21 protein-coding genes are annotated in these 20,543 nt (G+C 67.8%); all 21 read left to right on the forward strand.

Features of this window, described 5'->3' with window-relative positions; all coding sequences use genetic code 11:
* Window positions 1-9: 9 nt before the first annotated feature.
* The 21 genes from thrC (at window position 10) to murA (ending at window position 20,196) form a co-directional block, all read left to right on the forward strand.
* On the forward strand, window positions 10-1,131 hold the full coding sequence (thrC, locus tag ABZ803_RS32250; RefSeq protein WP_357045180.1) for a threonine synthase: 1,122 nt from the start codon (window positions 10-12) through the stop codon (window positions 1,129-1,131).
* 25 nt (window positions 1,132-1,156) lie between these two features.
* Entirely contained in the window at window positions 1,157-2,110 is a 954-nt protein-coding gene (gene thrB, locus ABZ803_RS32255) for a homoserine kinase (RefSeq protein WP_040865176.1), read from the forward strand.
* 415 nt (window positions 2,111-2,525) lie between these two features.
* Window positions 2,526-4,520 carry a transcription termination factor Rho gene (gene rho, locus ABZ803_RS32260; RefSeq protein ID WP_357045151.1) on the forward strand — a complete coding sequence of 665 codons (1,995 nt, stop codon included), beginning with the start codon at window positions 2,526-2,528 and terminating at the stop codon, window positions 4,518-4,520.
* Window positions 4,521-4,554: 34 nt separating this feature from the next.
* Window positions 4,555-4,716 (forward strand): hypothetical protein, encoded by a 162-nt coding sequence (locus ABZ803_RS32265; protein WP_357045153.1) that lies wholly within the window; start codon window positions 4,555-4,557, stop codon window positions 4,714-4,716.
* A 424-nt stretch (window positions 4,717-5,140) separates the two neighbouring features.
* Window positions 5,141-5,371 (forward strand): 50S ribosomal protein L31, encoded by a 231-nt coding sequence (rpmE, locus tag ABZ803_RS32270; protein WP_039796334.1) that lies wholly within the window; start codon window positions 5,141-5,143, stop codon window positions 5,369-5,371.
* Window positions 5,372-5,452: 81 nt separating this feature from the next.
* Window positions 5,453-6,523, forward strand: coding sequence for a peptide chain release factor 1 (gene prfA / locus ABZ803_RS32275; RefSeq protein WP_040865160.1), 1,071 nt, complete (start codon window positions 5,453-5,455; stop codon window positions 6,521-6,523).
* A gap of 25 nt (window positions 6,524-6,548) precedes the next feature.
* The gene (gene prmC / locus ABZ803_RS32280) at window positions 6,549-7,427 is read left to right on the forward strand and encodes a peptide chain release factor N(5)-glutamine methyltransferase (RefSeq protein ID WP_357045155.1); all 879 of its coding nucleotides are present in this window, start codon (window positions 6,549-6,551) and stop codon (window positions 7,425-7,427) included.
* Window positions 7,428-7,565: 138 nt separating this feature from the next.
* A complete protein-coding gene (locus ABZ803_RS32285; protein WP_040865177.1) occupies window positions 7,566-8,237 on the forward strand; it encodes an L-threonylcarbamoyladenylate synthase in 672 nt (223 codons plus the stop codon).
* Window positions 8,234-9,391 (forward strand): MraY family glycosyltransferase, encoded by a 1,158-nt coding sequence (locus tag ABZ803_RS32290; RefSeq protein ID WP_040865162.1) that lies wholly within the window; start codon window positions 8,234-8,236, stop codon window positions 9,389-9,391. The genes ABZ803_RS32285 and ABZ803_RS32290 overlap by 4 nt, the downstream gene beginning before the upstream one ends.
* Window positions 9,392-9,402: 11 nt before the next feature.
* Entirely contained in the window at window positions 9,403-9,858 is a 456-nt protein-coding gene (locus tag ABZ803_RS32295) for a hypothetical protein (RefSeq protein WP_040865163.1), read from the forward strand.
* Window positions 9,859-10,128: 270 nt separating this feature from the next.
* Entirely contained in the window at window positions 10,129-10,977 is an 849-nt protein-coding gene (gene atpB, locus ABZ803_RS32300; protein ID WP_357045158.1) for a F0F1 ATP synthase subunit A, read from the forward strand.
* A gap of 78 nt (window positions 10,978-11,055) precedes the next feature.
* A complete protein-coding gene (locus ABZ803_RS32305; protein WP_039796339.1) occupies window positions 11,056-11,304 on the forward strand; it encodes an ATP synthase F0 subunit C in 249 nt (82 codons plus the stop codon).
* 5 nt (window positions 11,305-11,309) lie between these two features.
* The gene (locus ABZ803_RS32310) at window positions 11,310-11,870 is read left to right on the forward strand and encodes a F0F1 ATP synthase subunit B (RefSeq protein WP_357045160.1); all 561 of its coding nucleotides are present in this window, start codon (window positions 11,310-11,312) and stop codon (window positions 11,868-11,870) included.
* A gap of 19 nt (window positions 11,871-11,889) precedes the next feature.
* Complete coding sequence (locus ABZ803_RS32315; RefSeq protein WP_062976357.1) at window positions 11,890-12,699, forward strand: F0F1 ATP synthase subunit delta; 810 nt, start codon at window positions 11,890-11,892, stop codon at window positions 12,697-12,699.
* A 54-nt stretch (window positions 12,700-12,753) separates the two neighbouring features.
* Entirely contained in the window at window positions 12,754-14,391 is a 1,638-nt protein-coding gene (atpA, locus tag ABZ803_RS32320; protein WP_063051797.1) for a F0F1 ATP synthase subunit alpha, read from the forward strand.
* Window positions 14,392-14,523: 132 nt separating this feature from the next.
* Window positions 14,524-15,495, forward strand: coding sequence for a F0F1 ATP synthase subunit gamma (locus tag ABZ803_RS32325; RefSeq protein ID WP_357045162.1), 972 nt, complete (start codon window positions 14,524-14,526; stop codon window positions 15,493-15,495).
* 79 nt (window positions 15,496-15,574) lie between these two features.
* Window positions 15,575-17,023 (forward strand): F0F1 ATP synthase subunit beta, encoded by a 1,449-nt coding sequence (gene atpD / locus ABZ803_RS32330; protein ID WP_040865168.1) that lies wholly within the window; start codon window positions 15,575-15,577, stop codon window positions 17,021-17,023.
* A gap of 6 nt (window positions 17,024-17,029) precedes the next feature.
* Window positions 17,030-17,407 (forward strand): F0F1 ATP synthase subunit epsilon, encoded by a 378-nt coding sequence (locus ABZ803_RS32335; RefSeq protein ID WP_040865169.1) that lies wholly within the window; start codon window positions 17,030-17,032, stop codon window positions 17,405-17,407.
* Between the two features lie 258 nt (window positions 17,408-17,665).
* Window positions 17,666-18,088 (forward strand): DUF2550 domain-containing protein, encoded by a 423-nt coding sequence (locus ABZ803_RS32340; RefSeq protein ID WP_084466922.1) that lies wholly within the window; start codon window positions 17,666-17,668, stop codon window positions 18,086-18,088.
* A gap of 50 nt (window positions 18,089-18,138) precedes the next feature.
* Window positions 18,139-18,720 (forward strand): cob(I)yrinic acid a,c-diamide adenosyltransferase, encoded by a 582-nt coding sequence (locus ABZ803_RS32345; RefSeq protein WP_357045165.1) that lies wholly within the window; start codon window positions 18,139-18,141, stop codon window positions 18,718-18,720.
* A 216-nt stretch (window positions 18,721-18,936) separates the two neighbouring features.
* Complete coding sequence (murA, locus tag ABZ803_RS32350; protein ID WP_040865172.1) at window positions 18,937-20,196, forward strand: UDP-N-acetylglucosamine 1-carboxyvinyltransferase; 1,260 nt, start codon at window positions 18,937-18,939, stop codon at window positions 20,194-20,196.
* The last annotated feature ends 347 nt before the right edge of the window (window positions 20,197-20,543 follow it).

The raw sequence follows: 20,543 nt of genomic DNA on the forward strand, positions 1-20,543 counted from the left end.
AGCGACTCCATGAGGGGTGGCGGCCGGGAGCCGGGGGGCCGTACGACGGGCGTCGCGCCCCAGGCAGGAGTGCATTCCCGCTGGCCGGGCCTGATCGCGGCTTACCGCGACCGGCTCGCGGGCGCGGCCGACTGGGAGCCGGTCACGTTGTTCGAGGGCGGCACGCCCCTGGTGCCCGCGCCGCACCTGTCCGAAATCACCGGGTGCGACGTGTACCTCAAGGTCGAGGGCCTGAACCCGACCGGTTCGTTCAAGGACCGCGGCATGACGATGGCGATGACCGACGCCAAGTACCGCGGCCAGCAAGCGGTGCTGTGCGCGTCCACGGGCAACACCTCGGCATCCGCCGCAGCGTACGCCACCCGCGCGGGCATGAGCTGCGCCGTGCTGATCCCGCAGGGCAAGATCGCGATGGGCAAGCTGGCCCAGGCGGTCATGCTCGGCGCGAAGATCATCCAGGTGCAGGGCAACTTCGACGACTGCCTCGAACTCGCCCGCAAGGTCACCGCCGATTTCCCCAGCGTCGGCCTGGTGAACTCGGTGAACCCGGCGCGCATCGAGGGCCAGAAGACCGCGGCCTTCGAGATCTGCGACGTGCTCGGCAAGGCGCCCGACGTGCACGCCCTTCCCGTGGGCAACGCGGGCAACATCACCGCGTACTGGCGTGGCTACCGGGAGTACTACGCCGACGGCGTCACCGGCGCGCTGCCGCGCATGCTCGGCGTGCAGGCCGCGGGCGCTGCCCCGCTGGTCAACGGCGCACCGGTGAAGGACCCCGAGACCATCGCGACCGCGATCCGGATCGGCGCGCCCGCCTCCTGGAACGGCGCCGTCGAGGCCAAGGAGCAGTCGGGTGGCGCGTTCCGCGCCGCCACCGACGAGGAGATCCTCGACGCGTACCGCCTCGTCGCGGCCACCGAGGGCGTGTTCGTCGAGCCCGCGTCGGCGGCCGGTGTGGCCGGTGTGCTCGCCGCCCGCAAGGAGGGCTGGCTGGACTCCGGGCTCACCGTGGTGTGCACCGTGACCGGCAACGGCCTGAAGGACCCCGACACCGCGCTGTCGGGCATGCCGCAGGTGCAGCCGATCTCGGTCGACCCGGTCGCGGTCGCCGCCGAACTAGAGCTGGCCTGAGTTGAATTCGCGCGAGAGCCAGCTCATGAGCGCGACGCTGCCCGCCGGTCTGACCGTGACCGCGCGGGTACCCGCGTCCACAGCGAACCTCGGTCCCGGGTTCGACTCGCTCGGTATGGCATTGGGGATCTACGACGAGATCCAGGTGCGCACCACCGATTCCGGGCTCACCGTCCGGGTCGAGGGCGAGGGCGCCGACGATGTGCCATGGGGCCCTTCACATCTCGTGGTCCGCGCGATCGAGCGCGGCCTGGAGTCGGCCGGTGTGTGGGCCGACGGCCTCGATGTGGTGTGCCGCAACGTGATTCCACATTCGCGCGGGCTGGGCTCCTCGGCCTCGGCGGTGGTCGGCGGACTCGCCGCGGGGTGCGCCCTCGCCGCGAAACTGGACCCGGCGCTGGCCACACCGGCCGACCGAATGGTCCAGCTGGCCGCGGAATTCGAGGGTCATCCGGACAACGCGGCGGCCAGTGTGCTCGGCGGGATCGTGGTCTCGTGGACCGAGAGCGAGCGTCCGGCGGACGAGGCTCCGGGCACCGAATACCACGGCCGCACCTACCGCGCGGTGCGGCTCGAGGCCCATCCCGCGGTGCGTCCGATCGTGCTGATCCCCGAGGAGCGCTCGTCCACCGCGCACACCCGCGGCCTGCTGCCCGACGTCGTGCCGCACGGCGACGCCGCGTTCAACGTCAGCCGCGCCGCGCTGGCCGTGGTGGCGCTGACGCAGCGTCCCGACCTGCTGATGCCGGCCACCGCGGACCGTCTGCACCAGGCCCAGCGTGCCCCCGCGCTACCGCTGACCACGGCCTGGATCACCCGCCTGCGCACGGCGGGGATCGCGGCCACCGTCTCCGGGGCGGGCCCGACCATCCTGGCCCTGGGTACCAGCGAATTTCCAGCGGAACTGCGCGAACTGGCGGCGGCCGACGGCCTGCGCGTGGTGGAGCCGGGAATCGCCGAAGGTGTCCTGGTCGACTGACGGCGAGTCTGTCTTGCCGAGATTCGCAATGGACAGCTATCCTGGGCAAGTCCGTACATCGTGCGCATCAGACGCCGGTGCTTCATCAGGGCAATCGCTCCAGCAGGCTCCAGGCTCGAGCCTCCAGGCCATGGGGGTGCTGCGTAGCTGCGCAACTGGAATGATCTCTCCCCACCTTTCACCAATGGTGGAGAAGCCGCCGGTCCGGCGGAGCAGGTGATACGGCACACAGCGCCCGGACGGACGCATCCCAGTCCGGCAGAATGCCCGGGCTGCGGGACGAACCCTCGAAACAGCACACGGCGATCGAGGGAAGGAAAGGATTTCCGTGACAGATACGGACCTGCTCGCGACACCCGGCGTGGAATCGAACCCGACGGGCGACCGCGAAAGTGAATCCGGACAGATTTCGAAGATGAGCGAACACACCGACGTCGCACGATCGGGGCTGACTGGAATGTTGTTGCCGCAGTTGCGCGCGCTTGCGGGGGAGCTCGGTATCCGAGGCACCTCCGGGATGCGCAAGGGCGATCTCATCGCCGCCATCAAGGAGAATCAGGCCGCCGGAAGGGCGGCGGCAGCCAAGGCGGAAAAGCCCGCCAAGAGCGAGGCCAAGTCCGCGGTAACCGCCAAGGCCGACACCCCCGCCAAAGCCGATGCCCCCGCCAAGTCCGCCGCTTCCGCGGCGCCGGCCAAGGCCGAGCAGGCGACCCTCGACGTGACGCCCGCGGCTTCGGCCGCGCCCACCGAGGCTCCCGCCCCGGCGAAGACGGCCCCCGCCGATTCCGCGCCCGCCGCCACGAACGCGGCCGATTCGGCATCGTCCACGGCGACCGAGACCACCGAGGAGTCCGGCAGGGAGAGCGGCCAGCGCGGCCGTGGCCGGCAGCGCCGTGGTCGTGACCAGGCGCGATCGGCGACCGAGACCGCACCCGCCGAGACGCGTTCCGACGAATCGAAGCAGGACGCCGACCAGGGCGGCGAGCGTCGCCGCGACCGTGGTCAGAGTGACCGGGGCCAAGGCGACCGTCAGAGCGACCGTGGCCAGGGCGAGCGTCAGAGCGAGCGCGGCCAAGGCGACCGTCAGAGCGATCGTGGCCAGGGCGAGCGCGGCCAGAGCCAGAACGGCAGCGCGGGCGGCCGCGGCGGTGACGACGAGGAAGGCGGTCGCGGACGGCGGGGACGCCGCTTCCGTGAGCGTCGTCGTGGGCGCGACCGCGAGACCGGTGGCGGCGAGGCCCGTGAGCTCGAGATCCGCGAGGACGACGTCCTCCAGCCGGTCGCGGGCATCCTCGACGTGCTCGACAACTACGCCTTCGTCCGCACGTCGGGTTACCTGGCCGGGCCGAACGACGTCTACGTGTCGATGAACCTGGTCCGCAAGAACGGCCTGCGCCGTGGTGACGCGATCACCGGCGCGGTGCGCGCTCCGCGCGACGGCGAACAGTCCAACCAGCGCCAGAAGTTCGATCCGCTGGTGCGGCTGGACACGGTCAACGGCGGTGACGTCGAGGCGGCCAAGCGCCGTCCCGAGTTCGGCAAGCTCACCCCGCTGTACCCGAACCAGCGCCTCCGGCTGGAAACTCAGCCGAACAAGCTGACCACCCGCGTGATCGACCTGATCATGCCGATCGGCAAGGGCCAGCGCGCCCTGATCGTGTCGCCGCCGAAGGCGGGTAAGACCACGATCCTGCAGGACATCGCGAACGCGATCGCGACCAACAACCCCGAGGTCTACCTCATGGTGGTGCTGGTCGACGAGCGTCCCGAAGAGGTCACCGACATGCAGCGTTCGGTACGGGGCGAGGTCATCTCCTCGACCTTCGACCGTCCGCCGTCAGACCACACCTCGGTCGCCGAACTCGCCATCGAGCGCGCCAAGCGCCTGGTGGAGATGGGCAAGGACGTCGTCGTGCTGCTCGACTCGATCACCCGGCTCGGGCGCGCGTACAACAACTCCTCGCCCGCCTCGGGCCGAATCCTCTCCGGTGGTGTGGATTCCACCGCGCTGTACCCGCCCAAGCGGTTCCTCGGCGCGGCGCGCAACATCGAGAACGGCGGCTCGCTCACGATCATCGCCACCGCGATGGTGGAGACCGGGTCGACCGGTGACACGGTGATCTTCGAGGAGTTCAAGGGCACCGGTAACGCCGAGCTCAAGCTGGACCGCAAGATCGCGGAGCGGCGAGTGTTCCCCGCGGTGGACGTCAACCCGTCCGGTACCCGCAAGGACGAACTACTGCTCAGCCCCGACGAGGCGGCGGTGTTGCACAAGCTGCGCCGCGTACTGTCCGGCCTGGACTCGCACCAGGCGATCGATCTGCTGATCGACCGTCTGAAGAAGTCCAAGAACAACCTCGAGTTCCTGATGCAGGTGAGCAAGACCGCGCCCGGCGCGCTCGACGAGTGAGCTGACCAGCTGTTCGGCCGAAAGGGTCCCGCTGATGCGGGACCCTTTCGGCGCTCCGGGGCCGAAGAAGGCCACACCGATCGTGGCGGCGCCGCAGATCAGGAAGCTCATGACGAGCGCACACGTCCCCACCCCGGAGTTCGGCCCGGCGGACCCGGAAGCCCCGATGTACACGGCGTTCTCCGGAGCCGGATAGGGCGTGCCTGCCGGGAGGGCGAACAAACCGACGGCGACCGCGAGAGTCAGCAGAACGAGGATCGCGGACGCGATTCGGATGTTCACGAGGTCTCCTTCCTGTCTCGGCACGCCGATGTGCACCAGGTATGCAACTCTATGAACGAATTTGTTCACGTTCCTGAGTAGCGGACTACCCGACTTCAGGGTCCCGGAGGCGGCGCCGATTCGCGTGCCCGGACTTCCAGGGGCGGGAACGGTAGGGGATTACCTGGGCGGGAACAAACCACCCGCCGGGGGCGTTTTGGGAGCGTAACGGCAGTTCTGGCATACTGGACCGTCGTTGCGTCTGCTCAGGTGAGCAGAGCTCCCGCCTAGTCGGTTCCGGTTCACGCTCAGCGCTTGCGCGCGCGGGCGACCCGGCGACCACAATCGAGAGGACATCCATGAAGGCAGGAATTCACCCGACGTATGTCGACACCACGGTCGTCTGTGGTTGCGGCAACACCTTCCAGACTCGCAGCACCAAGGAGTCGGGACACATCACCGTCGAGGTCTGCTCGCAGTGCCACCCGTTCTACACCGGCAAGCAGAAGATCCTCGACACCGGTGGCCGCGTGGCCCGCTTCGAGGCCCGCTACGGCAAGCGTGCCGGCAAGAAGGCCGACGCCAAGTAGCTTCCTCGCCGACGCCCGGTCCTGCTGCGCAGGCCGGGCGTCGGTGTTTTGTATGGACCGGCATCAGGAGAAGGAAGCACTGTGACGCAACCGTCCGCCATCGACGACATCCTGGCCGAGTACGCGGGCCTGGAGACGCAGCTGGCCGATCCGTCGCTGCACAACGATGCGGGCGCCGCGCGCCGGGTCGGCAAGCGGTTCGCCGAGCTGGCTCCGGTCATGGCCACCTATCGCAAGCTCGAGACGGCGCGCGACGATCTGTCCGCCGCCCGGGAACTCGCCGCCGACGACTCCGCGTTCGCCGCGGAGGTCCCGGAGCTGGAACAACAGGTCGAGGAACTGGAACAGGCGCTCGCCGACCTGCTGGCCCCCCGCGACCCGCACGACGGCGACGACGTCGTGCTCGAGGTGAAGTCCGGGGAAGGCGGCGAGGAGTCCGCGCTGTTCGCCTCCGACCTGGCCCGCATGTACGTGCGGTATGCCGAGCGCCACGGCTGGAAGGTCGAGATCCTCGACGTCACCCTGTCCGACCTGGGCGGTTACAAAGAGGCGACGCTGTCGATCAAGAGCCGTGACGCGACGCGCGAGGGTGTCTGGTCGCGCTTCAAGTTCGAGGGCGGGGTGCACCGGGTGCAGCGCGTCCCGGTGACCGAATCGCAGGGCCGCATCCACACGTCGGCCGCGGGCGTGCTGATCTATCCGGAGCCCGACGAGATCGAAGAGGTGCAGATCGACGAGTCGGATCTGCGCATCGACGTCTACCGCTCCTCCGGGAAGGGCGGTCAGGGCGTCAACACCACCGACTCCGCGGTGCGCATCACCCATCTGCCCTCCGGCATCGTCGTCACCTGCCAGAACGAGCGCTCCCAGTTGCAGAACAAGGCGCGTGCCATGCAGGTGCTCGCGGCGCGGTTGCAGGCGCTGGCGGAAGAACAAGCGGATCAGGAGGCGGCGGCGGGCCGCGCCAGCCAGATCCGCACGGTGGACCGCTCCGAGCGGATCCGCACCTACAACTTCCCGGAGAACCGGATCACCGACCATCGGATCGGTTTCAAGGCGCACAACCTCGACGCCGTGCTCGACGGGGATCTCGACGCGCTGCTGGACGCTCTCGGGAAAGCGGATCGCGAAGCACGTATGGCCGCGGAATAGCCGTCGTTCGGGCAGAGTCGGTGCCATGTCTACCACCCGAGTCGCGCTGCGCCCCGTCCTCAACGACGCCATCGAGACGTTACGGACCGCGGGGGTACACAGCCCCCGCGCCGACGCCGAGCACTTGGCCGCGCACGTTCTCGGTGTGGAGCGAACCCGGCTGGCGCTGAGCCCCCTGGTGGCGCCGGACGAGCTGGACGCGTTCCGCGAGCTGGTCGCTCGTCGTGCGGAGCGAATCCCGTTGCAGCACTTGACCGGGACGGCCGTCATGGGCGCGCTCGACCTCGCGGTCGGCCCCGGCGTCTTCGTGCCGCGCCCGGAGACCGAGCTGCTGTACGCGTGGGCGCTGGCGCAATTGGAAGCGCTGCCGCACGATCACGCGCCGATCGTCATCGATCTGTGCACCGGATCCGGAGCGCTCGCGCTGGCTGTCGCGCACGCTCGCCCCGACGCCGAGGTGCACGCCGTCGAACTCGATCCCGCCGCACTGGTCTGGGCGCGGCGCAACGCCGACGACCGCATCGCCGCGGGCGATACCCCCATCACCCTCTACGCCGACGACGCCACCGATCCCGAACTGCTCACCGATCTGAACGGCCGGGTGGACATCGTGCTGTCCAACCCGCCCTACATCCCGGAGGGCGCTCGCCTCGACCCCGAGGTGGCCGAGCACGATCCGTCCGTCGCCCTGTTCGGCGGCCCGGACGGGCTGTCGGTCATCCGCGGGATGGTCCCGAACATCACCAGGCTGCTGCGCCCCGGCGGCGCCACCGCCATCGAGCACGACGACACCAACGGCTCCGGCGTGGCCGCCCTCCTCACCGCCACCGGCGTCTTCACCGACGTCGTCGAACACCCGGACCTGGCGGGCAAACCTCGCTTCGTCGCCGCCACCCACACCTGATCCCCGCTTCGCGCGTCTATCGCACGAGCACACCGGAACCGGTGTGCTCCTTCGGCGCACCTACTACCCGCCCGCAGCTGGTATGGCCTGAAGACCCGGGGAGGCGGGCCGGCGGCCCAGCATGCCAGGATGGGTGCCGTGAGTACCGTCTACGACTGCGCGGATCCCGACTCGCGCGCCGCCGGACTGTCCGCAGCCACCAGCGCCCTGAAATCCGGACGGTTGGTCGTGCTGCCCACCGACACCCTGTACGGGCTGGCTGCCGACGCGTTCGATGCCACCGCGGTGAGTTCGCTGCTGGCGGCCAAGCGTCGCGGCAGGGACATGCCCGTGCCGGTGCTCGTCGGTTCCTGGCACACCATCGACGGCCTGGTCTTCTCGGTGCGCCCGCAGGCGCGCGAGCTGATCCGGGCGTTCTGGCCCGGCGGCCTGAGTCTCGTTGTGCAGCAAGCGCCTTCGCTCGCCTGGGATCTCGGTGACACCCGTGGGACGGTGATGCTGCGGATGCCGCTGCACCCGGTCGCGCTGGAGCTGTTGCGTGAGGTCGGCCCGCTGGCGGTGTCGAGTGCCAATGTGTCCGGGCAGCCCCCGGCGAAGACCGCGCCCGAAGCCCGTGACCAGCTCGGTGACCTGGTCGGCGTCTACCTCGACGGCGGCCCTGCCGAGCACGCCGTGGCCTCCACCATCGTCGATCTGACCGCCGATCAGCCGCGCATCCTGCGCGTGGGCGCGGTGCCGGTCGCCGACATCGCCGAGGTGCTCGGCATGTCGCCGGAAGCGCTCAGCGGCGCCGCACAGCAGCGCGGATGATGGGTTCGAGTGCCGTCGTCCCGCTTCGGGAGCTGCTCGTCGTGCTGCTCATCTCCGCGGTGGTGACGTTCCTGGCCACCGGTGGGGTGCGGGTGCTGGCGATCGGCTTCGGCGCGGTCGCCGTGCCGAGGGACCGGGACGTGCACGTCAAGCCGATTCCGCGGATGGGCGGGGTCGGCATGTACATCGGTGTGGTCGCCGCGGTGCTGTTCGCCCACCAGCTGCCCGCGCTGCGCAGCGGCTTCGACTACAAACCCGACATCCCGATCGCCGTGCTGGTGGCCGCCACGGTCATCGTGCTGGTCGGCATCGTCGACGATCGCTGGGGACTGGACGCGCTGACGAAGTTCGCCGGCCAGGTGACGGCGGCGGGTGTGATGGCCGTCATGGGATTGGGCTGGTACGTCATCTACAACCCGTTCAGCAACACCACGGTGGTGCTGGACGGCTTGCAGGGCGGGCTGGTCACGGTGGCGGTCACCGTCACCCTGGTCAACGCCATGAATTTCGTCGATGGCCTGGACGGCCTCGCGGCCGGTCTTGGTCTGATCGCGGCGCTGGCTGTCTTCGTGTTCTGCCTGGGACTGATGAACGAGCAGGGCGGCTCGGTGGACACCTACCCGCCGGCATTGCTGGCCGCCGCGCTCGCGGGTGGATGCCTCGGATTCCTGCCGCACAATTTCCAGCCCGCGCGCATATTCATGGGCGACTCCGGCTCGATGCTGATCGGATTGATGCTGGCCGCGGTGTCGACCGGCGCGTCGGGGCGAATCCCGTTGCAGGGGTACGGCCCGCGCGACATCGTCGGTCTGCTTTCCCCGCTGTTGCTGGTCGGCGCGGTGATGTTCATTCCGGTGCTCGACCTGTTGCTCGCCATTGTGCGCCGGGTTCGCGCGGGCGTGAGTTTCTCGACGCCGGACAAAATGCACTTGCATCATCGCTTGCTGCAGATCGGCCATTCGCACCGCCGCGTGGTGCTGTTGATCTATTTGTGGGTCGGCGTGCTCGCCTTCGGCGCGGTCGGCACCTCGCTGATGGACCGCACACTCGTCGTGTTGTTGATGGCGGGCGGGCTGGTTTTCGCCTTGGTGATCACCGCCATTCCGGGGCTGCGGCGTGGGGACCCGGCGGGTGACGGATCGGCGTCCGGGTAAAGTCGGCGGCTGTGAGCTTCACACCCCGACCCGTGCCCGGCCCCGACGCGCCGCTGCGGTCCGCGCTGCGGTACGGACTGATCGGCCTGGGCGTGCTGGTCGTCCTGGCCGTCGCGCTGGGCGCCGCCGTCGCGGGTGGCTCCGGAGTGTGGGGCGCCGTGCTCGGCGCCGCGATCGGTGGCGGCTTCATCCTCACCACCGCGGCCGTCGTGCTGTTCGGCGCGAAGCTGCCGCCGAGCACCGCGGGCCTGATCATGCTGGTCAGTTGGGCGGGCAAGGTCCTGGTGGCGCTGATCGTCGTCGCGATCCTCCAGCGGTTCCACTTCTACGATCGCGTCGTGCTGTTCCTCACGGTGGTCGGAGCGCTGGTCATCGTGCTCGGCGCGGAGACGTACGGCGTTGTCCGGCAGAAGGTTCCGTACGTGACGACGACCGACCCGGACACCGCGTCCGGTACCCGGGAGTAACGAAAACACCCCACCCCCTACACGCTGTCGTAGATGACTTGGTAAAGTGTTGGTAAGCAAGCGACCAAGTCGGGGATCTGTGAGGGGTCACCGCCGAGATCCCCTGCATGGGCCGCTATGCTTACTGCCGTGCCGGGCTCCGAGGGGTGTTCCGGTTCTGCATGTCGACGAATGTCGCCGACACACGTACAGACGCCTGGTGGAAATCAAACCACCGCCCAGCTGCTGACGAACTTCGAGCCGACCTGAGTCGACCCAAATTGATCGTCAATGTCCGATCGAACCGCGGGAATGACCGTACCCGCGGCCCGAACACGGGAGAGAACGCTGAGCGTCACCACTCTGGCGGCCGAGTTCCATGCGCCGTCGCTTACCGACTTCTTCCCTCCAGCTGTGCTGTTCGAGGGAACGCCGTTCGAACTCGATCGATTGATGCTGATCCGCATTCTGATGACGGCCGTTCTCGCTGTCGTGATGGTGCTGGCATTCCGCTCGCCCCGGATCGTTCCGCGCGGCCTGCAGAATGTGGCCGAAATCGGCCTGGTCTTCGTCAAGGAGCAGATCTGTGACGAGGTCCTCGGCAAGGAGTCGGGACGGAAGTTCTTGCCCCTGATCGCGACGATCTTCTTCACGGTCCTCTTTCTGAACTTCTCGGGTGTCGTGCCGGGGTTGAACATCTCGTCGAACGCCCGAATCGGCATGCCGCTGGTGCTGGCCGTCATCGCGTACCTGACGTTCAACTACGTCGGTATCAAGAAGTACGGATTCCTCAACTACATGCGCAGCAGCATCGTCGTTCCGAACGTTCCCGCCGCGCTGCACGTGCTGCTGATTCCGATCGAGTTCGTCTCGACCTTCATCCTGCGTCCGTTCACGCTGACCGTCCGACTCATGGCGAACATGCTGGCAGGCCACATCATGCTGGTCCTGTTCTTCAGCGCGACCTGGTTCTTCCTGTTCGACGCCACCTCGTGGATGAAGGTGTTCTCGCCGTTCTCGCTGCTCGCGGGACTCGGATTCACACTCTTCGAGCTGTTGGTCATCTTCCTGCAGGCCTACGTGTTTGCGCTGCTGACCGCCGTATACATCGGACTCGCACAGCACGCGGCCGATCACTGACCTGACCGACCCAACTACCGGAAACCTGCTACACCACGCCGACCGGCGGGTGAGCAACAGAAAGGGAATGGAAGACTCATGAGCCTCGCTTACCTGGCCCAGGAAGCCGCCACGAACGAGAGCACCTTCAAGGGCCTGGGCGCCGTCGGCTACGGTCTCGCCGCGATCGGCCCCGGCATCGGCGTGGGCATCGTCGTCGGTAAGGCGATCGAGGGCATCGCGCGTCAGCCTGAGCTGCAGGGCACCATCCGTACCAACATGTTCCTCGGTATCGCGTTCACCGAGGCCCTGGCCCTCATCGGTCTCGTCGCCGGCTTCATTTTCTGATTCCGATGTACGAGTCAGTTTTGCTCGCGGCGGCGGAGGGAGAGGATGTGAATCCTCTCGTCCCCGAAACGTACGACATCGTCTGGTCGATCGTCTGCGTCATCATCATCGGGTTCTTGTTCTACAAGTACGTGATCCCGCGCCTGATGAAGACGCTCGACGAGCGCTCCGAGAAGATCGAAGGCGGCATCGCTCGCGCGGAAGCCGCGCAGGAAGAAGCTCAGCTCACCCTGCAGCAGTACCAGCAGCAGCTGGCCGACGCCCGGCTCGAGGCCGCGCGCATCCGTGAGGACGCGCGGACCCAGGGCCAGGAGATCCTGGCCCAGATGCGCTCGGAGGCCCAGGCCGAGGCCGACCGCATCATCGCGGCGGGCCACACCCAGCTGGAAGCCCAGCGCCAGCAGATCCTGACCGAACTGCGCCACGAAGTCGGCCGCACGGCCGTCGACCTGGCCGAGAAGATCATCGGGCAGTCGGTTTCGGACGAGGCCAAGCAAGCGGCCTCGATCGACCGTTTCCTCGACGAGCTCGACCAGACGGACGCAGGCATCGGGGTCGGAAGGTAACGACGCGAAAGTGAGAAGCATGTACGCAGCGAGCCGCGAGGCCAGTGCCCGGTCTCGGGAGGCGCTTCGGGCCGCTCTGACCGGAAGCGACAGTGCTGCGGCCACGACGGGGTCGGAACTGTTCGCCGTTGTCGCCGTGCTGGACGACCAGCGTTCGCTGCGTGTGGCGCTCGCGGACGTGTCGGTGCCGGGTTCCGCGCGTGCGGAACTCTGCGAGCGGGTCTTCGGCGGCAAGGTCAGCGCTGCCACGCTGGCAGTGCTGACCACCGCGGTGGCCGAGAACTGGTCGCGCACTTCTGATCTGGTGGACACCTTGGTGCTGCTCGGCCAGGAGGCGTTGCTGGAGTCGGCGGCCCAGCGTGGCCGGATCGAAGCGGTCGAGGACGAGCTGTTCCGGCTCGGCCGGATCATCAGCGACAACCCCGAGTTGGACCAAGCGCTGTCGGATCGGTCGCAGCAGGCTTCGGCCAAGGGCGAGCTGATCCAACGGCTGCTCGCCGGCAAGACGGAGCCCATCACCCTGACCCTGGCGGAGCAGGTGGTGACCAGGCAGCGGTCGGGCATCAGCGCCGCCTTCGACGAGCTGTCCGACCTCGCGGCGGGGCGCCGCGATCAGATCGTCGCGCACGTGCGCGCCGCGATCGGGCTCAGCGAGCAGCAGCGCGACCGGCTGGCCGCCTCGCTGCGGCGCATCTACGGCAAGGCGACCACGGTGCACATCCAGGTCGACCCGAGTTTGCTGAGCGGAGTCGTGGTGCGCGTCGGTGACGACGTGATCGACGGCAGCGCCATCGGCCGACTGGAGAAGATGCGCAGGGCCCTGACCTAGCGCGCTTCCACCACCCCCGACATTCCAGACCCAGACAGCGAGAGCAGGAAGAACATGGCGGAGCTGACGATCTCCTCCGACGAGATCCGTAGCGCGATCGAGAGCTACACCCAGAGCTACACCCCCGAGACCTCCATCGAAGAAGTCGGTGTGGTCACCGACACCAGCGACGGCATCGCGCACGTCAGCGGCCTGCCCTCGGCAATGGCCAACGAGCTGCTCGAGTTCCCGGGCGGCGTGCTCGGCGTCGCACTGAACCTCGAGGACCGTGAGATCGGTGCGGTCATCCTCGGCGAGTTCGCCGAGATCGAGGAGGGCCAGGAGGTCCGCCGGACCGGTGACGTGCTCTCGGTCCCGGTCGGCGACAAGTTCCTCGGCCGCGTGGTGAACCCGCTGGGCCAGCCGATCGACGGCCTCGGCGAGATCGAGTCCGAGGAACAGCGCGTGCTCGAGCTGCAGGCCGCGACCGTGCTGGAGCGCCAGCCGGTCGAGGAGCCGCTGGCCACCGGCATCACCGCGATCGACGCGCTGACCGCCATCGGCCGCGGCCAGCGTCAGCTGATCATCGGCGACCGCAAGACCGGCAAGACCGCGGTCTGCATCGACGCGATCCTGAACCAGAAGGCCAACTGGGAGACCGGCGACCCGACCAAGCAGGTGCGCTGCATCTACGTCGCCATCGGCCAGAAGGGCTCCACCATCGCGGGCGTGAAGGCCGCGCTGGAGCAGCACGGCGCGCTGGAGTACACCACCATCGTCGCCGCCCCGGCCTCCGACTCCGCCGGCTTCAAGTGGCTGGCCCCCTACACCGGTTCGGCCATCGGCCAGCACTGGATGTACCAGGGCAAGCACGTGCTCATCGTGTTCGATGACCTGACCAAGCAGGCCGAGGCCTACCGCGCCATCTCGCTGCTGCTGCGTCGCCCGCCGGGCCGCGAGGCCTACCCGGGTGACGTCTTCTACCTGCACTCCCGGCTGCTGGAGCGTTGCGCGAAGCTGTCCGACGAGCTGGGCGCGGGCTCGATGACCGGTCTGCCGATCATCGAGACCAAGGCCAACGACATCTCGGCGTTCATCCCCACCAACGTCATCTCGATCACCGACGGCCAGGTGTTCCTCGAGTCCGACCTGTTCAACAAGGGCGTCCGCCCGGCGATCAACGTCGGTACCTCGGTGTCCCGCGTCGGTGGTGCCGCCCAGACCAAGGGCATGAAGAAGGTGGCGGGCTCGCTGCGTCTGGAACTCGCGCAGTACCGCGAGCTGGAGGCGTTCTCCGCGTTCGCCTCCGACCTCGACGCGGCTTCGCTGGCGCAGCTCGAGCGCGGCGCCCGCTGGGTCGAGCTGCTCAAGCAGGACCAGTACTCGCCGGTGCCGGTCGAGGACCAGATCATCTCGATCTACCTGGTCGACCGCGGCCACTACGACTCGATCCCGGTCGGTGACATCCGCCGCTTCAACGCCGAGCTGCTGGAGGAGCTGCACCGCAGCGCCGCCGACGCGTTCAAGGCCATCGAAGGCGGCAAGGTGCTCGACGGCGAGGCGGCCGAGCAGGTCGAGGCGGCCACCAAGAAGTTCCTGGGGACCTTCCTCACCTCCGACGGCACTCCCGTGGTGAACGAGGCCGAGGCGGGCCAGCTCGACCACGAAGAGGTCGAGTCCCTGTCGGTGACCCGCAAGCACGTCGAGAAGTAACGCGAGCCGGCAAATGCGCTATTCGATCCGCGGCATACGCGACGGGCACGAAGGAGGACGCGTGCGCGACCTCCTCGTGCTCGGCGTATGCCGTCAATCCCACGCAGCGAATGAAGGGAGTGTGAACCGCTGATGGCAAGCTTGCGTGAATTGCGCTCCCGCATTCGTGGTGTGAATTCGATCAAGAAGATCACCAAGGCCCAAGAGCTGATCGCGACCTCGCGAATCTCCAAGGCTCAGGCCAGGGTCGCGGCCGCGAAGCCGTACGCGGAGGAGATCACCAAGGTCCTCAGCGAGCTGGCGAGCGCGTCGAAGAACCTCTCGCATCCGCTGCTGACCGAGCGCGCCAACCCGCGCCGGGCGGCCGTGCTGGTGATCACCAGTGACAGCGGCATGTGCGGTGGCTACAACTCGAACGTGCTCAAGCGCGCCGAAGAGCTGATGAGCACCCTGCGTGACGAGGGCAAAGAGCCGGTGCTCTACGTGATGGGCAACAAGGGCCTGACCTACTACGCCTTCCGCAACCGCTCGTACGTGTCGGCGTGGACCGGGTTCTCGCAGCAGCCGAAGTATTCCGATGCTTCGTCCGCCTGCCACCACCTGGTCGACGCCTTCATGGCCGGCTCCGACGGAGCGGTGCCCGCTCCGAACGGGACGGGTGACATCGCAGGCGTCGATGAGCTGCACGTCGTGTACACCCGCTTCGTTTCGATGCTGACGCAGAGCCCTGAGGTGCGCCGACTGGCGCCGATCCAGGTGAGCTACGTCGACGAGAACTTCGACCTGGGTGAGGACATCGTGTCGGATTCGCCGACGGCGGACGTCCACGCGCAGTACGAATTCGAGCCCGACGCCGATGTGCTGCTGGCGGCGCTGCTGCCGAAGTACGTCAACACGCGTATCTACGCGTCGTTGCTCGAGGCAGCGGCATCCGAGTCAGCGGCTCGGCGCACCGCAATGAAGGCCGCCACCGACAACGCCAACGAACTCGCGAGCGTGCTCCAACGCGAGGCCAACTCGGTGCGTCAGGCCCAGATCACGCAGGAAATCAGCGAAATCGTCGGCGGCGTGAACGCGCTGGCGTCGAGCTCGGACCGCGACTGAGCGCCACACGCGGCCTGAGCGACGGGCACGTAGTAAGGCCCCCGAAGGCCGCACATCGACACGGAGAGAACCAACACCAATGACCGCAGCTGTCACCCAAGACAACACGAGCCGGACCGGCGGCGCCGCAGGCCGCGTCGTCCGGGTCATCGGCCCCGTCGTGGACGTCGAGTTCCCGCGCGGAGCCATTCCCGAGCTGTTCAACGCTCTGCACGCCGAGATCACCCTGACCTCGGTGGCCAAGACCCTGACCCTCGAGGTCGCCCAGCACCTCGGCGACAGCATCGTGCGCACCATCTCGATGCAGCCGACCGACGGCCTGGTCCGCGGCGCCACCGTCACCGACACCGGCAAGCCGATCTCGGTGCCCGTCGGCGACGTGGTCAAGGGCCACGTCTTCAACGCGCTGGGCGACTGCCTGGACACCCCCGGCCTCGGCCGCGACGGCGAGCAGTGGGGCATCCACCGCAAGCCGCCGTCGTTCGACCAGCTCGAGGGCAAGACCGAGCTGCTCGAAACGGGCATCAAGGTCATCGACCTGCTCACCCCGTACGTGAAGGGTGGCAAGATCGGTCTGTTCGGTGGCGCCGGTGTCGGCAAGACCGTTCTGATCCAGGAGATGATCACCCGTATCGCGCGGGAGTTCTCCGGCACCTCCGTGTTCGCCGGTGTCGGCGAGCGCACCCGTGAGGGCACCGACCTGCACCTGGAGATGGAGGAGATGGGCGTCCTCCAGGACACCGCCCTCGTCTTCGGCCAGATGGACGAGCCGCCGGGCACCCGTATGCGCGTCGCCCTCTCGGCGCTGACCATGGCCGAGTACTTCCGCGACGTGCAGCACCAGGACGTGCTGCTGTTCATCGACAACATCTTCCGGTTCACCCAGGCCGGTTCCGAGGTGTCGACCCTGCTCGGCCGCATGCCCTCCGCCGTCGGTTACCAGCCCACGCTGGCCGACGAGATGGGTGAGCTGCAGGAGCGCATCACCTCGACCCGTGGCCGGTCCATCACCTCGCTGCAGGCCATCTACGTGCCCGCCGACGACTACACCGACCCGGCTCCGGCGACCACCTTCGCCCACCTCGACGCGACGACCGAGCTTTCCCGCCCGATCTCGCAGAAGGGCATCTACCCGGCCGTCGACCCGCTGACCTCGACCTCCCGCATCCTGGAGGCCTCGATCGTCGGCGACCGGCACTTCCGGGTTGCCAACGAGGTGAAGCGGATCCTGCAGAAGTACAAGGAACTGCAGGACATCATCGCCATCCTCGGTATGGACGAGCTGTCCGAGGAGGACAAGGTCCTCGTCGGCCGCGCCCGCCGTCTGGAGAAGTTCCTCGGCCAGAACTTCATCGTGGCCGAGAAGTTCACCGGTCAGCCGGGTTCGGTCGTGCCGCTGGAGCAGACCATCGACGACTTCGATCGCGTCTGCAAGGGTGAGTTCGACAGCTACCCCGAGCAGGCCTTCAACAGCTGCGGTGGTCTCGACGACGTCGAGAAGGCCGCCAAGAAGATCCTCGGAAAGTAGTCACCGATGGCGGAAATGTCAGTCGATCTCGTCGCGGTCGAACGATTGCTCTGGTCCGGCCAGGCGTCGTTCGTCAGCGCGCAGACCACCGAGGGCCAGATCGGCATCATGGCCGGCCACGAACCGTTGCTCGGCCAGCTGGTCGAGGGCGGCATCGTGACGATCGTGGACACCGACGGTCAGCGGGTCGTCGCCGCGGTGCACGGCGGCTTCTTCTCGGTGACCGCGAACTCGGTTCGGGTGCTGGCCGAGTCGGCGGAATTCGCCGACGAGGTGGACGTCGAGGAGGCCCGCCGGGTGCTGGCCGACTCCGACGCCAGCGAAGAGCAGCAGAAGGCGGCTCAGGCCCGCGTGCGCGCGGTCGAACAGACGGCGAACGCGTAGTTACAACCTGATTTCGAGCACGACTGCTGTCGGCGGTGAAGAGTCTCTTCACCGCCGACAGCGTCTTTCGGGCGAGTCGGACACGGCCGGGCCATTTGTAAACTCGGTGCCGTGGTTGAATGACCGCACGCGGTGTGAACATCAGGCTCGCCGAGCGGCAGTCCTCGTCACCACGAAGGCCTGCGAACACCCGCCAATCGAATGCCGTGTGGACCACACGGCGGCGTAGCGAAGGGACGAACAGCATTGCAAACCGGGATGGTTCTCCTGATCATTCTGGTGCTGACGCTCGTGTTCCTCGCGCTTGCCTCGACTTACCGCCTCATCATGTTGCGGCGCGGCGGAACCGCCGCGATCCTGCGTGTCCTGCCCGCTCGCGGCGGTCAGGGATGGCGCCACGGATTGATCCGCTACGACGAGGACCGCCTGGTCTTCTTCAAACTCACCAGCCTCAAACTCGGCCCGGACTCCGCCATTCGGCGGCAGGGCATCGAGATCGGTGATCGCCGGGGTCCGCGCGGCGACGAGTACGACATCATGACCGACGACATCGCCGTGATCGCGGTGTCGGACCGCTCGGGCGACTTCGAACTCGCCTTGGATCGCGATTCCCTGACCGCCTTCCTGTCCTGGGTGGAATCCCGCCCGTCCGACCGCACACGGCGGATGCCGGGTCTGTAGCCCACGGCTCTCGGCGGACCCGGTTCGGCCGCGCCCGCTAGGGTTGTGCTGTGAGCGTGCATTTGACCCGGATCTACACCCGGACCGGCGATGACGGGACCACGGGATTGAGCGACTTCTCCCGGGTCGCGAAGACCGACCCGCGCTTGGTGGCCTACGCCGACTGCGATGAGACGAACGCCGCCATCGGTGTGGCGATCGCCCTCGGTGGGCCCGATGCGACGATGCTCGCGGTACTGCGGCAGATACAGAACGATTTGTTCGACGCAGGCGCAGATCTCTCCACACCCGTCGTGGCGGAGCCGAAGTATCCGCCGCTGCGGGTCACTCAGCCCTACATCGATCGGCTCGAAGCATGGTGCGACGAGTTCAACACCGCGTTGCCCGCGCTCGATTCGTTCATCCTCCCCGGCGGTACCCCGCTGGCCGCCCTGTTGCACACCGCCCGGACGGTCGCGCGCCGAGCGGAGCGCTCGGCGTGGGCGGCGATCGAGGCGCATCCGGAGGACACCGAGGTCCTGCCGGCCAAGTACCTCAATCGCCTCTCGGACCTGCTGTTCATCCTGAGCCGGGTGGCCAATCCTGGCGGCGATATCCTGTGGAAGCCCGGCGGGGAACCGCCGAGCGCCTGATCGCGTAGGACCGCGGGCGAGTACCCGGGCGATCACGGGGTATTGCCGGCAAGGCGTCGGGACCACCCCGTCGACCACAGAACGCGCCCATCTCGCGGCACTCGCTCCAACGGCGAAAACGTCCGGAGGCGAGGGGAGTCGTGGAGAGGCGGCACCGTAGTGCGCCGCCCCAACTATCCTTGCACCAACAGTGCGCCGAATACGCGGAGAGGCGGCATGGAACGGTTTTTGGTTACCGGCGGAAATCGACTCGTCGGTGAGGTCACGGTGGGGGGCGCCAAGAACAGCGTCCTCAAACTGATGGCCGCTGCGCTGCTCGCCGAGGGCACCACCACGATCACGAACTGCCCGGACATCCTCGACGTGCCGCTGATGGGCGATGTGCTGCGCGGCCTCGGCTGCGATGTGGCCATCGACGGCGGGACGGTGTCCATCACCACGCCCGCCGAACCGAAGTACCACGCGGACTTCCCCGCGGTGACGCAGTTCCGCGCGTCGGTGTGCGTGCTGGGTCCGCTGATGGCGCGGTGCAAGCGCGCCGTCGTCGCACTGCCCGGCGGTGACGCCATCGGCTCCCGCCCGCTGGACATGCATCAGGCCGGCCTGCGCCTGCTCGGCGCGACCAGCGAGATCGAGCACGGTTGCGTGGTGGCCAAGGCCGACGAGCTGCAAGGCGCCCGGATCCGGCTCGACTTCCCCTCGGTCGGCGCGACGGAGAACATCCTCATGGCGGCGGTACTGGCCGAGGGCGAGACGGTGATCGACAACGCCGCGCGTGAACCGGACATCGTCGACCTGTGCAACATGCTCGTCCGGATGGGCGCGCGGATCAGCGGCGCGGGCACCTCGGTGCTCACCATCCAGGGCGTCGAGCGTCTCGCGCCGACCACCCACCGCGTCATCGGTGACCGCATCGTGGCCGCGACGTGGGGTATCGCCGCCGCGATGACCCTCGGCGACATTCGCGTCACGGGCGTGAACCCCAAGCATCTGTCGCTGGTGCTCGACAAGCTGCGGTCCGCGGGAGCGCGCATCTCGTTCGAGCAGGACGGCTTCCGGGTGGTCCAGGCCGAGCGCCCGCGCGCGGTGAACTTCTCGACCCTGCCGTTCCCCGGTTTCCCGACCGACTTGCAGCCGATGGCCATCGGGCTGGCGTCCATCGCGGACGGAACCTCGATGATCACCGAGAACATCTTCGAGGCGCGCTTCCGGTTCGTGGAAGAGATGATCCGGCTCGGCGCCGACGCGCGCACCGATGGGCACCACGCGGTGGTGCGCGGGATTCCTCGGCTGTCGAGCGCTCCGGTGTGGTCCTCGGACATCCGGGCCGGCGCGGGTCTGGTCCTCGCGGGCTTGGTCGCCGACGGGACCACCGAAGTGCACGACGTCTTCCATATCGATCGCGGGTATCCGAATTTCGTCGAGCAGCTGCAGGAGCTGGGCGGCGATGTCACGCGCGTCGGCGCCGCGGATTGAGCGCTCGCGCCCATCCCGGTGGGCGCGAGTTATCGATCGTTTCGCCGAAAACGCGTGATGACCAGGGGATTTGACATCGTGCAGGCAGACACGTAACTTATTCCAAGTCAGAGCGACACGGACACCGACCCGGGGCCCAGGAGCTGAGCGGAAACGCTGAGCCGGAGGCCAGGGAAACGAGGTAGGACGAGGAGCGCCTGACGCTCACATGGCTCGATCGCGACCCCGGTTTGCAACTGGGTTCACCACTGAGCTAAGCTGGAAAAGTTGCCTCACTGAAGTTCCGAAAATGTTCGGAGTGAATGTGTGTGCGTGTGTTCTTTGAGAACTCAATAGTGTGTCGATGA

The sequence above is a fragment of the Nocardia sp. NPDC047648 genome, assembly GCF_040642815.1.
Classification (GTDB): Bacteria; Actinomycetota; Actinomycetes; order Mycobacteriales; family Mycobacteriaceae; genus Nocardia; species Nocardia gamkensis.